Consider the following 16,542-nt stretch of genomic DNA (forward strand, 5'->3'; position numbering starts at 1 on the left):
TGTCATAATTCAGTTCTTCACTACTTGAAACCAAGTTAGTTTTGATCTAAAATTTAAATTTATAATTATGACTAAAATCCTAAATGTATTCATCATCGTCTTATTTTCTTTAAGTTGTAAATCAACCTTAAAGAAGAAAGAAGCAATTATAACCACTGATATCACAAATTTTTGGACGGCTTATGATAAGATTAAAGCAACACAAGATTCTGTTTTGCAAGTGCAATATTTAAAGGAGTTATTTTTAGATAAAGGAACAATAGGTCTAAAAGATATTATGAAGGCAAGGAGATATACTATAAATTCTTATTTAAAAGCGATTCATAAGTATCCGAAGTTTTGGGAAACTTTACGACCTAATACTTTAAAAATAGAAAGTTATAAAGAAGAAATAAATAGGGGAGTAGCTAGTTTTAAAGAAATATATCCCAAAGCAAAAGAAGCAAAGATATTTTTTACCATGGGAGCTTTTAAAACAGGAGGAACTACGATGGAAGATAAAGTTCTCATAGGAACTGAGATTGCTTTGGGAGATAAAACGATAAATGTATCAGAGTTAAAAGAAGATTTTCCTCATTTACCTAAGTATTTTAGTACCAATATTCCAGAAGAAAGTATTGTATTTAGCAATGTACATGAATACGTACATACACAGCAAGACACTACAATAGCCAATTCATTGTTATCAAAGGTTATGATAGAAGGTGTGGCAGAGTTTGTCGCAGAAAAGGCTTTGAATATTCCATCTCCAAATGAATGTACAATATATGGAAAACAGCATGACGCCAAGATTAAAGAGGCTTTTGTCAAAGAGATGTTTACGAAGTATGAGGTTCGATGGTTTTGGAGTAATACAAATAATCAGTTTAAAGTGGGAGATTTAGGATATTATATTGGATATGCAATTTGTAAAAGTTATTACGAGCAAGCAAAAGATAAGCAACAAGCTATTGAAGAAATGATTACGCTAGATTATCTAGATGAAAAAGCACTACATTCCTTTATTAATAAATCAAACTATTTTAAAGAGTCGATTGAGAATTATTATGAAATGTCTGAAAAAATGAGACCTAGAGTAGTTGGTATCAGTGAGTTTGAAAACAATTCAATAAATGTAGATGCTAGTATTAAAACAATGACCATAGAGTTTTCAAAGGAAATGGATACTGGTTTGATGAACTTAAGATTAGGGCCTCTAGGTGAAGAAAATTTACTACAAGTAACCAATAGTTTAGGATGGTCTGAAGACAAGAAAAAAGTTACTTTTGAAGTAGCATTACAGTCTAATTTACAGCAACAATTATTAATAACCGATATCTTTCGTTCTAAAGAAGGTTATTTATTAGCGCCATATTTAGTTGACATCACCACAAAATAAATACATTTACTATTTGAATAACTTGCTAATTAAAACGTATTAAGAGAATTATCAATATGAACTATTTTTTTTCAAAAAAAGCAATACCCAATTATAGTGTTTGGAGCATTACTTTACTGTCTTCTTATATAATGAAGTTGAGTGATTTAGGAAAAACAAAAGAATTGGTTTATTACTTCATCTCTGAATGCTTTGTTTGGTTCTTGATAGGAGTGTTATTAACTGGACTTATTCAAATAGGTTTAGAAAAGTTAACAAAAGACAAAAGTGTTATTACTAAAATTGCGTATCTGATTATTCTAATGTTGATGGTGTCAGTAGTGTTTAATTATGTTTTTTGGCCTCTTATTGATATATTACATACATACTTTCTAAAGAAGTCTAGTTATCATGGTAAGTTTGCTACACGTATTTTCAATTGGTTGAATTGGATTATTTGGTTTGTCTCTTACACTGCTTTAAATCTCTATACCGAAGTAGAAGAAGCAAAGTTAAAGAACATGACTTTGCAGACAACTTTAAAAGAATCTCAATTAAATATATTAAAAGGACAAATTAACCCTCATTTTATGTTCAATAGTTTAAATAACATAAGAGGATTAATGTTGGAAGATACTAACAAAGCAAGAGAAATGTTAACCTCTTTGTCGGAAACGCTGCGCTATGCTCTTAGGCAGAATGCAATTACCTCTATAGCTTTAGAAGATGAATTAGAAATGGTTGAAAAATACCTAGATCTTTCTAAAATTCAATTTGAAGATAGATTACAGTACGAAAAGCATATTGATACGTCATCATTATCCATTCAAATTCCTCCAATGCTGATTCAAATGTTGATAGAAAATGCCATTAAACATGGAATTTCCAACATAAAAGAAGGAGGAAAGGTTACATTATATACAGAAATACGTACTAATAAATTATGTATAAAAGTTACGAACCCTGGTAGATTAAGAAAAAAGTTTGATGGTACTCAAGTAGGTGTTGAAAACATTAAAAATAGATTGGAATTATTATACGGAAAAAAGGCTTATTTTGAATTAAAGGAAGTAGGAAAGAAAGTAGAAGCAATTATAGAAATTCAATTATGATGAAAAAGTTAAAAGCGGTTATTGTAGAAGATTCTCGTTTGGCAAGAAACGAATTAAAAGAGTTGCTAAAAACATATCAAGAAATAGAACTCATTGGTGAAGCAGAAAATGTTGATCAAGGGTACGAATTGATTACTTCAGAAAAACCTGATTTACTGTTTTTAGATATAAATATGCCAGAGAAGGATGGATTCGAATTGTTAGAAATGTTAGAAGAGGTTCCAACTACCATTTTTACGACGGCTTTTGATGAATACGCCATCCAGTCTTTTGAATACAATGCATTCGATTATTTATTAAAGCCTATTAATTCAAAACGTTTTTCAAAAACAATTGAAAAGGTTAAAGAACAATACCTCAAAGTTACTCATAAAGAAAAAAGAGAAACGAATACATTAAGCCCAGAAAAACAAATCTTTATAAAAGAAGGAGAGCGGTGCTGGTTGGTAAAGATTGAAAACATTACCATGTTTGAAATAGTAGGAAATTATACACGTGTTTTTTTTGAAGGGAATAAACCTCTTATATACAAATCGCTCGCAAAGATTGAAGAAAAGTTACCCGAATCTTTGTTTTTTAGAGCGAATAGACAACAAATAATTAACATAAATCATGTAAAAAAAATAGTAGCTTGGTTTAACGGAAAATTGAAAATAGAATTGCAATCTGGAGAAGAAATTGAAATCTCCAGAAGGCAATCTTATATTTTTAAAGAACGTTTAAGTTTATAAACATTTTATTTTACCTTAATTCTTGTTCCTTGACTATGACTGGTAAACTCTGGAGCATACATGTTTTGAATGGTAGTGATACCATTACTAAAATCACCAGCGTTATTCACTCTAACATCGTATTCAAATACATATACTCCTTTAGGTAAATAATCAAAAAAGAAGTTGGTCGCTGCATCTTTAGTACTTTGATAATATCCCAATCCGTCTTGCCATTTGTACTGAGATAGTGCATCAATAGGTTCTACCCCTGAAGCACGTAAATCTTTCATATGAATAAACTCCATATCTCGATCAGTACGCAGTTCGATTCTTATCGTGATTAAATCTCCAACTTTTAATGAAGTGTCGTTTGTAATGGCTAGTAACTTCTTGCCCGTATCTGAATTTATTTTTTTAAAGAGTTCTTTCTTTAGCTTTAGAGGAGTTTCAACAGAAGTTATTTTATCTAAATCTTCAAAATATTGCCAGTAAATACCTCCCCACGCAATGCCATTATTTTTCTTTGTTAAGGTAATTTCTCCCATTTCAGGTTGAATTTCATTACCACTCCAAGAAGTTTTGAAATAACCAGTCCCTGCCTCAACTTTTACATCCTTAATTTTTAATGGGTTAATAGGAGTATTCCCTAAGGAAATGTCTACCATATCGGTTACAGAAATCCAATCTGAACCTTTTAATAATAAGGCATATATAGCTTCGGTAGTTGCTTTAGTAGTTTTCCATTGACTTACTTGCTTGTTCTTAAGTAACCAAACTTTTAAGTTATCAATCGTCTCTGAATCATTTTCAATTTCAGAAAAAGCTTCTATTAATAAGGCTTGCGTTTCTATAGGAGCTTGATACCAAAACCAACTAGATTTATTACTTTTCCAATACATTCCTAACTCCTCTGAAGTAATACTTGTTTCTTTTAAAGATTTTAGAATTTTACTCGAAACTTTTTGACGGTTATTTCTAAATTGAATCAATGCTATTTGTGCTTTACCATACAAACCAAAATCTTTCCAAAATTCTTCAGCTTGATTTCTATAATATGCAATAGCCGTTTTTGTGTCATTTTTAATAGTAACGTCTTTAAAGAAGCTACGCATGTACAAATATTGAATATGGAAATTACCAATGTGTTTTTGCTTTAAATATTTCTCTGCGCTAGTAGTTCCATTTTTTCTTCTAATTTTATCAGCTTCTTCTTGTAATTTTTTATAGCGATCATTCATTTGCGTATCTAAAAACTGAATTGCTTTTTTTAGCATTTTCTTGGTTTTAGAAGTATAGTTTTGAGTACCTAAATGTTGTAAATGCCCAAAACCTGTAGCAATATGATTGGTGATATATACATTCGCATAATTGCTTCCTTTAAACCAAGGGAAACCACCATTGGTCATTTGATAATCATACAGTTTATGTAATGTTTTTTCTTGCATGTTTTTCATATGATTTAAATCAAATAACAATGCAATACGCTTTTTTTGTTCTGTTTCAGATTGTGCATCTCTCAACCACGGAGTTTCTTGAATAATCAATGATTTTAATTCTTCATTTTTCTCCAAATTGCTTAACAAAGCATCAGAAGATTTCCATGCGTTAAAAACTTCCTGAATTCTAGGGTTTGAATTTGCAATATGACTAGCAATAGTATTGGCATAATAACGAGCAAAGGTTTGCTCTGAACATTCATATGGGTATTCCATTAAATAAGGTAGTGCTTGTATAGCATACCATGCCGGGTTAGAAGTTACTTCTAAAGTAAGCTTATGGTTTTTTATACTGGTTGAAGTATTGTTTTTTAATTTATTAAGATGAAAAGTTTTTGATTGATTGCTACGAACCCAAATAGGCAACGTTTCAGTAACCAACATCCTATTTGATAAAACAGGTAAAACATTTTGTTCACCATCAGAAAAATTACCTGCTTTAGCTACTATTTGGTATTGAATAGCTTGTAGGGTGTCAGGAATATTCAAATTCCAAGAAACGTTTGTGTTTCCTCTTGAATCAACAATAAAACTTTGTTGACTTTGTGTGTTTTCTATGTTAAGATTTATAGGTTTTCCAGTAATAGCGTCGGTTAAAATTAATTGAGCAAGTCCTTGTAGTTTTTTATCAGACAGATTGCTAATTTTTGAACTGATACTAATTTGATCTCCTTCTCTTAAAAAACGAGGTGTATTAGGAGTAACCATTAATTCTTTTTGAGTTACGACCTCAAAGGTTTTAACTGCAGCGTGTAGTTCTTTTGTATGTGCTAATAATTGCACTTTCCACTTCGTTAAAGCCTCTGGGGCGGTGAAGTTAAAAGAGATGTTTCCTTTGCTGTCAGTAGTTAAATGCGGGTAGAAAAAAGCAGTTTCTTGTAAGTTTTTTCTAATTTGAATACCTTTTAGAGGAGCTCCTTTTTGATTTTCTTTCTTTTTGTCAAGAGTACTATCATAGGCGAAAATAGACTCTTCGTTTTCAACTGCCGTATCATCTTCACTTGCTGAAGCAATTTTTTTCATCATAGCAGGTGCTGCTGCTCTTCCTCTAATTCGTATATTCTTATTAGAAGTGCCATAGCCGGTAATAACTACTTCTTCCAAAAGATTACCTTCTTCCATTTCTACGAATAAATAGTTGGAATCACCTACAACTCTTTCTTGACTTTCCATTCCAGTAAAAGAAAATACGAGTACATCTCCTTTTTTAACCTTGATATTGAATTTTCCATCAAAATCTGTAGTTACTCCATAATTAGTGCCTTTGATAAGTACATTGACACCTGGTAGTGGACCACTTTTATCAGAAACAATTCCAGATATGGCATCATCAAAATCAGTACGCTGTGTAGCAAGGTTTCTTAAATATTCTTTGTTAATCCAGCTCAAGTTGTTAAAACTAAATCCGAACCAATTAAAATGATCATAAGCTTGTTGTGGAAATCTACGTTTAAATTGAGTATCAGGATTAGTAATTCTAAAATTGGTGTTTCTAAAACTCTGACGCGAATTGGCATTAGTATAGGTTCTATAAATAGGTCTTCGAATTGGATTAAACTGCCATTGATGGTTTACAAACTGATCTAGAGAAGCATCATACATACTGGCCAATAGCTCTGCAGTAAATTTGTCTTTTTTAGCTCCTTTTACAGTAAAACTCCAGGTTTCATTTGCTCCAGGTTTTAATTTGTCGCGAAATGTTTTGGTCAGAATTTCTAAATCAGTTGTTGGGTAAGGAACGGAAATATTTACACTACCATTAGCAAAAGAGTTATAATTGGTATAGTAGTAGGTAACTCCAAATCCTCCTACATCTTCTTTGGTAACAGGAATGTTGATAGTTTTATGATTCTGATTTAAATGAACATAATAGGAATTTACAATTTGATACTTTTTTTCAATAAATACCATAACCGTAATATCTTGAGAGTTAGAACTCACGGTAATTTTGGCAATATCCCCTGGTTTATAGGTTTTCTTATCAGTCTTTATTTGAACCAATGCATTGTCTGCAGGACGCTTATCTTTTTCAGCATATATATCGAACCAATGTTTGTTACTGACTTCTTGATTAAATTTATCTTTTGATTTTAATTCAATAAGATACTTTCCTGAAGTCCATTTTCTAATATTTTTCAGTTGGACTTCTTTAGCTTTAGCAGTATTAAACTTAGTTTCGAAAACAAGTTTCCCTTTCTCCCACTGGAAGGGATTGTCTTCATTTTTATAAGCCTCATTAGGGAATTTTATCTTGTATTCTTTTTGAGAAATTATTTGATAGTCAGGAGTTTTCCACGGACGTTTACGAATCGGATGTTTTGGTGCTTGTAGTTTATAAATTTTAATAATTCCATGAGCAGGAACGAATTCGTCATTTAAATTTCTTGTGTCAATTTTAAATGAATGATTTTTTGAAGTTTTATCAATAGGAGTGTCCATTTGAATATTAGCAGTTAAACTATGATATCCAACCTTAACTTGTGTTGTTGCGCTTCTAGTTTCTCCATTTATATCAGTTACATCTGCTGTAACTTCATAAGTAAAAATAGGAAGGCTTTCTTTAGATACACTCTCATCGGGTAATGCTTTAAATTTTATCGAAAAATTTCCTGAAGCATCGGTACTACTTTCTCCAAAAGTTATTTCTTGTGGTTCAGAAGTAAAACTAGGTCTAAACCAATACCACCAACGAGGATATTGTACTTTTCTATGAACACGATACACTACCTTCCCATCGGTAATATTAGCTCCCGAAAAAGCTTTGGCAAACCCGTTTAAAGTAATACTGTCATTTAATTTATAAGCTTTCGTTATAGGTTTAAAAACTGTTTCGAATTTAGGACGCTTATATTCTTCAACTGAGACTTGAGTTGTATGGCTTGTATTATTTATGTTAGCTTCAATAATAAACTCACCTGTAAGTCCTGTATTTGGAATTATTAGAGCGCCTGAAAAAGAACCAAAATCATTGGTTTTCAGTTCAAGGGTTTTTATGATTTGATAGTTTACATCTTTAAAGAAAACCGTTACTTGTTTTTGAGTAAGAACTTCTGATTTCTTTTTAGAAGTTTTCATAGAAATACCTTTAAAATGGATAGTTTGACCTGGTCTATAGATACTTCTGTCAGTAAATAAAAATGTTTGTAAATAAGACTTAAAAGAATTATCGTTCTTATAACGTCTATTCAAATAGAACCCCTCAAAAATGGCGCTATCTTTTTTGTAATTTACTGAGGCAGTTACATTGTGATAATAATTGTTTGGGTTAAAGGTAAATTCTCCTGTTTTATTTGTAGTAAAAGTTCTGTGTAACTTTTTAGCATTTTGATTGTGATGGTTTGTAAAGGTTAAAGATGCATTTTCTATTGGAACTCCAGAACTTCTATCTACAATTTGATAGGTTTTCCTCCCGTTATTATCTCTCATTACAATAGCTAAATTGGTAACCTGAATATTAGCTGTTCCTAAAATAGCTTCTTCCAATTTTGTTGCAGATGAGGCAACAATTAAATAATTATCTAAGGGTAACTTAGGAATAATAATTTCGCTTGTATGAAGTTGATAATCGTTTTCATTTTTTAAGTTAGTAGACCAAGAATCAACTTTTTTAAGTTTATTGATAAATTCAATTTTATCCTTTTTTAAATAGCTTTTTTCAAACTTTTTTAATTCAGCTTTGGAAATTTCATAGATAGCAAAATGAACTTTATCCAAATTTTTGTAGGTAATTAAGGTTTTTGAAAATTTATTTGAAGGAATGTATTGTTCTGTAAGTAACTCTACTTTTTTACTTAGGATTTTCTTTTTAAGATGGTCACATTTATATGCTCCTTTACTATCTGGAAATTGTTCGATGATCGCATTGCAAATAGCAAGAGCTTCTTTATTTTTAAAACGATGTTCAGGATTTTTTGTTGGGGTATAAGTGTTCGCTTTTTCATTGTATATTTTAGCTACTTCATAAGCATAGAGTCCTGAAAGTTCATTGTTTTTTAAACTGCTTTGAGAAGCAATCAAGGTGTTTAATAGCACTTCCTCTTTATCGTTAAAAACGGCATGTTTATTTACAAAGGTTAAACGATGTAAATCAACATCTATCATAGCTCTTCTATTATTTTTTATGTGAAAATTGATGAGATCTTGGTATATCTTTAATGCATTGAATTGTAGAGACAAGGAGTCTTTACTCTTTAAATTGAGAGCGCCAAATGTATGCGCATTACCCAAGTAGTCTTTATTATTAAGCTTAAATTGATAAGCTGGTTTTGTAATGTTAGTTTCTGTAGTTTTATAGAACTCTAATGCATTATGTGCTAAAAAATCATAAAGTGTTGGACGGTATTTTTTTGAACCTTTAGCAAGAATTAATATTTCAGAGAATTGATAAATATCGATTTGTTGTAGTTTGGTTCTATTCTTCAATGACGCTTGATAAGTTGTATGGATTTCTTTGAAAAGAGTATTGAGGTCCCAAGTTCTAAAATCTTTTTCATCAACTTTTTCTTTAGTTTGAGTTCTGTTATAGAATTTCCATCTATTTCGAGTAAAATATTGCCAGTATAAATTGGCTAATACATTTTCTAAAACATTGCTAGTAGGAAATTCACTTTTGTCGATTTGTTTTTTAAACTGAGAAATGATTTTCAGTTGTGCATCTTCTTCTAAAGTCAGTGAGAACTTACTTTGATATAATAAAGTTTTTACTAATTGAGGAGCGTTTTGTTCTTTATCTGCCTTCTCATAAATTTCATCTACAATTTCTAGGGCAGATTTAGGCAAGTTCTCTAATTCAAACTTGTGAACTTGATCCCATAGGTCGTTGTAGTTTTTTTGGGCATGTATAAACGTCGAAAATAAAATCATTAATAGTATGGATGTGAGTTTTTTCATAACTAGCGTCATTTTGATATTCAAATCACTAAAAAAATAATCTACAGGACAATAAAGAGTTTGTGAAAATAGATTTTGAATGAGTGAATTAAACTTTTCAATGAGTTTCGTTTTAAAGATACTTAAAATATAGCTTGGTTTTGTATTTTTGACTTTCGTTACAGATAACTAAAGCATGAAAATTCATTTTATAGCCATCGGCGGAAGCGCAATGCATAACCTAGCAATTGCATTATACCAAAAAGGATACCAAATTACAGGAAGTGATGATACCATTCATGATCCATCTAAAAGTAGATTGGAGAAGTATGGGGTGTTGCCAAAAGAGTTTGGTTGGTTTCCTGAGAAAATTTCATCTGATTTAGATGTTGTTATTTTAGGAATGCATGCGAAACCAGATAACCCTGAGTTATTAAAAGCACAAGAGTTGGGAGTTAAAATATATTCTTATCCAGAATTTTTATACGAACAATCAAAAGACAAAACTCGTGTGGTAATTGGAGGTTCACATGGTAAAACTACAATTACTTCTATGATTTTACACGTGTTAAATTACCATGATAAAGATGTAGACTATATGGTAGGTGCACAATTAGAAGGGTTTGAAACCATGGTGAAACTTACCGAAGAGAATGAATTTATTGTATTGGAAGGAGATGAATATTTAAGTTCTCCAATAGATAGAAGGCCGAAATTTCACTTATACAAACCCAATATAGCCTTATTAAGTGGTATTGCGTGGGATCATATTAATGTGTTTCCCTCATTTGAAAATTATGTAGAGCAATTTTCAATCTTTACAGAATCGTTAACGAATGGAGGTATCATGGTTTATAATGAAGAAGATATTCATGTAAAAAGGGTAGTGGAGGACAGTACACATCCAATTAAAAAGTACCCTTATGAAACACCGAAATATACGATTGAAAACGGTACTACGCTTATAGAAACTGAAGAAGGAGATTTACCTTTAGAAATTTTTGGCGAACACAATTTGCAAAATTTGGCTGGAGCAAAATGGATTTGTCAACATATGGGAATTGAGGAGGATGAGTTTTATGAAGCTATTGTAAGCTTTAAAGGGGCGAGCAAACGTTTAGAAAAAATTACTGAGAATAAGGAAACAGTGATTTTTAAAGATTTTGCTCATAGTCCAAGTAAAGTAAAAGCAACAACTACAGCAGTAAAGAATCAATATGCAAATAGAGAATTGGTGGCCTGTTTAGAACTACATACGTATTCAAGTTTAAATGCAACCTTTTTAGCTGAATATAAAGGAGCGTTAGATAAAGCAGATAAGGCAGTGGTATTTTACTCACCAGATGCTGTTAAAATTAAGCAGTTAGACGAGGTTACGGAACATCAAATTGCTGAAGCTTTTGAAAGAGAAGATTTAATTATTTTTACGAATCCTCAGGAGTTTAAAACATTTTTGTTTAATCAAGAATTAAAAAATAAAGCTGTTTTGTTAATGAGTTCTGGTAATTATGGAGGGCTTGATTTTAATGAGGTTAAACGTTTAGTTTAAGAATATCAATACCTTAACGTTTTAGTTTTTCTTTTAACCATGCCTTACTAGTAATTCTTTGAAGTAACCAATTTCTTATTTTTTTATTAGTGAAAGCATTTTTTATGATACTTAAACGATCTTTAAAGAATAGTTTTTGATTGGTTTTCTTTCTCTTTGATTTGTTTTCCTCAGTATTTTGAAGCCTATCTAAAAATTCTAGCGTATAGGTTTGGCTCTCTATTGTAGAATTATGAATTATATTCTTACTACTTAAAGCTATAGCAGAGCAGGCTAAGTAATTGTTGGCGGGATGAAATAATACATCATATTTTGCTATTGCATCCAAAGAGTTGACTTTTAAAGAAAGCAAGAAAATATCATAGGAGTTTTTTAAAGCAATATCAAAAAAGTGCTGTCCGTGATCATTTAGTTGTTTTGAAAAAATAGTAAGTGCCAACTGATTTTCAAGAGAAAGGAAGGAATCGCCATTTTTTTGTAGGATAGTATCTTGAATATGTTGGTAACTAAAGTTTTTTGCAAAATCTTTATGCAACATTTCTTCATGAATTTCTACAGCAGCTATTCTATCTTTATTGGTAAGTCGAGGCAAATGTCTAGCATCATCAAAAACTTTGGTAGTTTTATTTTGATACCCATTTTTTTTAAGGATATTAAATGCTTGGTCAGCGTGTTCTTTTGAGACCAAAAAATCAATGTCACCGACCATACGTTCTCCAATATCTTGATAAAGACCACTCAAAAGGTTGCTTGTTCCTTTTAAATAAATAGGGGTAATGTTTTCTCTTAAAAGTATTTGAGTAATCTCCTTAGCCTGTGTCAGAATTTGTTCGTTACGATCTCGATTTAAGCTGGTAATATATTCCATGTATTCTACCAGATCTTTTGGTAGATATTGTAAAAAACCAACACGTTTTAAATTACAAAATAAGGCAGGGAAAACATAGTGAGCAGTGCTCACTTTTACAATATTGTCCCAATTGATATTTCCTTTTTGTAATTGTTTTTCAACTAGTAATTTGTTTTCCTTCTCATGAGAAATAGTTAAACAAAGACCAATAAAAAAAAGTGTTTCCTTATAATTCATTCTTAAATAGTTTTTCTACGGTAGCAATCATTTTTTGATTGTTAGAGTAGGTTAACTGATAACAGTTTAAATTAGAAAACCAGTCTAAGAAAATAGAAGCATTTTCTTTTAAAGGAGATAACCATGAATCAGGAATTAATTGTTCAAATGCCTGAATGTTTGAAATTTTAGAACATTGGAGCTCGCTGTCTTTTATATATTTAATAAAGACCAAGTTTTTACAAGGAAGATGTTGAGTGTAATCAGAGTTTTTTGGAGGTAAATATCTAACGATTTTATGAAGTCGTTTAAAATGATATTCTGCTGATGTTTCAAGTTCAGGGTATATTGGAAGTAAAGTTTCTAAACTGTTTTTTTTAATTGAAATTGCAGAAGGAAAACTATAAACCTCTTGGCTTTGGGTATCAACAGGAACAAAGTCGTCTGCCAAACAGGTAAATTTATTTGCTTGTAATAAGGCAAGAGAAGTACTTTTTCCATTTCCAGAGTCACCCAAAAACAACATGGCTTCTTCACCATTACTAATAGCTGAAGCATGAAATACTCCCAACCATTTATCTTCTGGCTTTTGATGGATTAGTTCTACAATTTTCATAGAAAATTTACCTTGAAAATAATGTACTTCACTAATACTCCATATTCCAACATTTTCTCCATCAATAAGAAAGCTTATAAAATTACTATTACTATAAACTTTAAAGTGATGTTGAACAACATCAGATGATTCGATTTCTAAATGAGCAAATTTAGGGTGTACAAGATAAAGCTCATATTCAGAAGCAAAATCAATTCTAAAAACAACTTGATTGATTTGGTAGAAAATAGATTTTAAAAACTCCATTGGTTCTTCAATGGAAGCAATTGTTTCATCTGTATAAATTTCAGAAGGAAGCATCAATAAGGAAACATCCTCTATTAATTTACTAAGTTCACCATCTGGAATATGAATTTTGTTGGAAATAATGTGGTGTATTTCTTCTTTTGAGATGTTATCTTTTAAACAAGAAAGAATTTCACTAACAATAGGTTCAATGACCAAATATTCATTGGAATCTTCAAACCAAACCACTGATTTATTTTCAATACTTTTAATAATCATAATGTGTAAAAATAGCAAAACCTCGAATGACTCGAGGTTTTGTTTGTAGATATTTTTAGTTTATTAAAATCCTCCACCTGGTGTATCTGGAAGTGGACTTTGAGCTTGTGCTTTTTGTGGATTTAAAATCATATAGGTTCCTAGTGCTGTTAAGGCCGCATATTTACTATAATTTCCTATTTTTTTTAAAGCTTCTTTACGTGTGATATTATCGTTATTGTTTATATTTTTTTCCATGATGTTTCGTGTTTTAGTCTAAAATGATCTTTTTAGTTGTTTTCCCTTTATTTGAGTTTATTTCAACAACATATACCCCTGTAGTTAAGGAAGGTATATCTAAAGTTGAAACACCATCTGAATCAAAATCTTTTCTGATAACTTCTTTACCAAGTATTGAGTAAACTTTTAAAGAAGCTTTGTTTTGTTGTACTCCTACAATAGTTAATGTGTTAGGAGCAGACTTGTAAACACTTACATCTATAGTAGATAAATCTAAAGGAGCATCTAATTTTAAAGATGTTATATGTAAATAAAATTGCCCAATACCGTTTGCATCTTCATTAAGTGTTATTTTATAAGATGTGTCTGACAAATTGGTAAATTCATTATTTTTACGATCTTCTAAGTACACATAGAATGTATCTGAAAGGTTTTCAGAAGTAATGCTAAATTCAATTTCTTTACCAGCTTTTGCATTTAAACCTACAGGAATCACAGAACGATTCATGTCGTTTTTAGGTAATGATTGTATTGCATAGTTAACTCCGTCATTATCTGATACCAGTTGCGAGTATACAGCAAAATTATTTGTAGTACCACTAAACATCTTACCATCATAACCATTATCGAAACCTTTAGTAGTACCATCAATAAAGTAAAATTTAGTTTTACTGGTTTCTTTATTTGCAGAAATGTTTAAGTGAATTTCTGACTTTGAGTTAGACTTTTGAAAAGTATCTGTGGTTTCGTGACTTAAATCAGCTGTTTGAAAAGTTACGCTACCTCCAGTACCACATTCTACAAAGAAAGCTTGTCCTGGCGCGATTTTAAAATCATCTGCAGTAACTTTAGTTTCATAACTACCTGTAGCTTGATTCCATACCCATAAAGTTTGAGAAGTTAATAAACCTGAGTTATCTGGTAAAAATCCACCCGTACCACTATTTAAAAACGCAGTAAATGGATTCCCCACTAAATTAAATCCAGTTGTTCCAATAGATATTGATCTTGTTACATTAGAGTTATGTACAGTTCCTGTGAAAGCTAAATTACCAGCAGCAGCTAGTTTAATAGAATATCCTTGTCCATTATTCAAAGTCCCTGAAGAACTTGTAGTTTGATATATCCATCTTGAACCCGCAGCTTGTGTGTTATCATAAGGAGCTAATCCAATTCTTCCCGCAACAGAACCTGAAGCAAAATTATTATTGGTTCTTAAGTCTGTAATGCTTTCTCCAGAAACAGGAGAAGATACGAGGTACCAGTTGGTAGTTCCAATACTTCTTGTATATGTGGTAGGTCCTGTGACCGAAGCTGTGGCTATTAAAGAAGCTCCAGAAGCAATACTTATAGAGTTTACGGTAACTGAACTTGAAATAGTAGGGTAATTGGTTAAACCATTTGGAATTGTGACATCTGTACCAGATGTAGGAACAGCCCCAGTACTCCAATTGGCTACATTATTCCAGTCGTTACTAGAAGCTCCACTCCATGTGGCAACATCTGAAAATGCAGTTCCATTGAAAGAGGTGGGAACACCTGTAGGAAAAGTAAAGGCTCCAGTAGTCCAGTTTGCAGGATTATTAATCATTGCTGCACAATCTCCTAAGGAAGAGTTACATGTTGTAGACCCAGAATAGTATCCTAAGTTAGATGTTACAATAGCAGTACTTCCATCTGTTAATCCCGTACCTGATAATGTAGCTAAAGGTGGAGTAGAACCAAAACCTCCATAAAAAGTAAGGAAAGTCGTAGCACTACGAGTAGTTCCTGTAGTAGTACCTAGGTATGCAAACAATTGATCACCTGCAGCTAAATTAAATCCACCATTGGTCTCGACCACAGCTCCTATATTAGCAGTAGGTGAATCATTTCCACTACTTACCTGAATTACGGTTCCTGCACTAATTGTACTTCCAGTACTATTGGTCCAAGTGTTATTTCCTTCAGATGTTTGAGAATTAAATCCAGCTCCAGTCCATTCTTCATCATCAAAAATAATAGAGGTACCTGCTGTACAGTCATCTAAAAGAAGAAAAGCATAATCAGACTTTGAAGTTGGAGAAGTTAGTTTGTTGAAAGCAACTATGGCGATATCACCTGCTGCATCAATTGTACCATTATTGTTTTGGGCACATAATTTTCCATTAACAAGGAATAGTAATAATAAAACGCATAGTGGTTTTATTACTACAGTAGTAGTTTTAATTTTCATTTTATGATTGATTTTCGGGTTACCGTCTAAAGATAATTTTTTTTTTATAAAAAACCTCTAAAATTTTGTTTTAGAGGTTTTGGTAAAATCTTATATCGTTCAACGGAAACGATTATTAATTTCTTGATGGAAATACACCTTGTAGGCATATGATATAACGAACAGTAGTAAAAGGTTGTCTATTGTCAAAAGATTGATTACCTCCTGTATTTCCAATAAGACCATTACCTGTAAGAACAATAGGAACATTTCGCCCACCATATATTGCATTAGGTGTTGCTTCTGAAGAAAAACGATCAGCTCCGGTATTGGCTAAAACACCTGCACCTGGATTTGATTCATCTTCATTTCCTGCTTCTGTATTAACTGGAATCAGCGCACTCCCGGTAACATTTGCTAATGACATCATATGATTATGACTTGGTATTTGAGTAATGTTTAATGTTCTCAATTCAGATCCTCCTTTAGCCCCTTGTCTGTAATCTTGTAATCCAGGTCCTCTTCCTGCACTGATAGCTACCCTACCTCTTAAATCTGGTAAACCAAAAGTTGTTCTTCCGTCTCCTCCGTATGTTGTTCCTAGTATTGAAAATAAAGCAGTGTTTTGAGAAATTGCTAATAATTGTCCTTCACAAAAAGCCCACCCTCTTGGAGCAAAATTTCCTCCGAACATTTTAATTTCTCCAAGAAATCCTTCTTGTTGAGCATTGATGTTGGTGATTGATAAAAATACTAGTAGTATTCCCCCGAATAATTTAGTTTTTAAATTCATAATAAATAAGTTTAGATTAGTTTTTACTTACTACAAATTTATTTTGAAAACTTC

10 protein-coding genes are annotated in these 16,542 nt (G+C 31.5%); 4 read left to right on the plus strand and 6 right to left on the minus strand.

Features of this window, described 5'->3' with window-relative positions; all coding sequences use genetic code 11:
* The first annotated feature begins 67 nt into the window (after nucleotides 1–67).
* The 3 genes from ABNT22_RS05145 to ABNT22_RS05155 are packed head-to-tail and all read left to right on the plus strand — an operon-like array spanning nucleotide 68 to nucleotide 3,200.
* Nucleotides 68–1,378, plus strand: coding sequence for a hypothetical protein (locus ABNT22_RS05145; protein ID WP_348714750.1), 1,311 nt, complete (start codon nucleotides 68–70; stop codon nucleotides 1,376–1,378).
* 56 nt (nucleotides 1,379–1,434) lie between these two features.
* Nucleotides 1,435–2,469, plus strand: a complete 1,035-nt coding sequence (locus ABNT22_RS05150; protein ID WP_348714752.1) for a sensor histidine kinase — start codon at nucleotides 1,435–1,437, stop codon at nucleotides 2,467–2,469.
* Nucleotides 2,469–3,200: a LytTR family DNA-binding domain-containing protein gene (locus ABNT22_RS05155; RefSeq protein WP_348715393.1), complete on the plus strand. Its 732-nt coding sequence runs from the start codon at nucleotides 2,469–2,471 to the stop codon at nucleotides 3,198–3,200. The genes ABNT22_RS05150 and ABNT22_RS05155 overlap by 1 nt, the downstream gene beginning before the upstream one ends.
* A 5-nt stretch (nucleotides 3,201–3,205) precedes the next feature.
* On the opposite strand, the gene ABNT22_RS05160 is transcribed toward ABNT22_RS05155, so the two are convergent.
* Nucleotides 3,206–9,568 (minus strand): alpha-2-macroglobulin family protein, encoded by a 6,363-nt coding sequence (locus ABNT22_RS05160; RefSeq protein WP_348714755.1) that lies wholly within the window; start codon nucleotides 9,566–9,568, stop codon nucleotides 3,206–3,208.
* 175 nt (nucleotides 9,569–9,743) lie between these two features.
* Here ABNT22_RS05160 and ABNT22_RS05165 point away from each other — a divergent pair, with 175 nt between their 5' ends.
* Nucleotides 9,744–11,096: a UDP-N-acetylmuramate--L-alanine ligase gene (locus ABNT22_RS05165; protein WP_348714758.1), complete on the plus strand. Its 1,353-nt coding sequence runs from the start codon at nucleotides 9,744–9,746 to the stop codon at nucleotides 11,094–11,096.
* A 13-nt stretch (nucleotides 11,097–11,109) separates the two neighbouring features.
* On the opposite strand, the gene ABNT22_RS05170 is transcribed toward ABNT22_RS05165, so the two are convergent.
* From ABNT22_RS05170 to ABNT22_RS05190, 5 genes are all read right to left on the minus strand, one after another.
* On the minus strand, nucleotides 11,110–12,183 hold the full coding sequence (locus tag ABNT22_RS05170) for a nucleotidyltransferase family protein (RefSeq protein ID WP_348714761.1): 1,074 nt from the start codon (nucleotides 12,181–12,183) through the stop codon (nucleotides 11,110–11,112).
* Entirely contained in the window at nucleotides 12,173–13,282 is a 1,110-nt protein-coding gene (locus tag ABNT22_RS05175; protein ID WP_348714764.1) for a hypothetical protein, read from the minus strand. The genes ABNT22_RS05170 and ABNT22_RS05175 overlap by 11 nt, the downstream gene beginning before the upstream one ends.
* Nucleotides 13,283–13,345: 63 nt before the next feature.
* Nucleotides 13,346–13,519: a hypothetical protein gene (locus ABNT22_RS05180; RefSeq protein ID WP_348714766.1), complete on the minus strand. Its 174-nt coding sequence runs from the start codon at nucleotides 13,517–13,519 to the stop codon at nucleotides 13,346–13,348.
* Between the two features lie 13 nt (nucleotides 13,520–13,532).
* Nucleotides 13,533–15,716 (minus strand): T9SS type A sorting domain-containing protein, encoded by a 2,184-nt coding sequence (locus ABNT22_RS05185; protein WP_348714769.1) that lies wholly within the window; start codon nucleotides 15,714–15,716, stop codon nucleotides 13,533–13,535.
* A gap of 115 nt (nucleotides 15,717–15,831) precedes the next feature.
* Nucleotides 15,832–16,488, minus strand: a complete 657-nt coding sequence (locus tag ABNT22_RS05190; RefSeq protein ID WP_348714771.1) for a phage tail protein — start codon at nucleotides 16,486–16,488, stop codon at nucleotides 15,832–15,834.
* Between the last annotated feature and the right edge of the window lie 54 nt (nucleotides 16,489–16,542).

The sequence above is a fragment of the Tenacibaculum sp. 190130A14a genome (assembly GCF_964048965.1).
Lineage (GTDB): Bacteria > Bacteroidota > Bacteroidia > Flavobacteriales > Flavobacteriaceae > Polaribacter > Polaribacter polynesiense.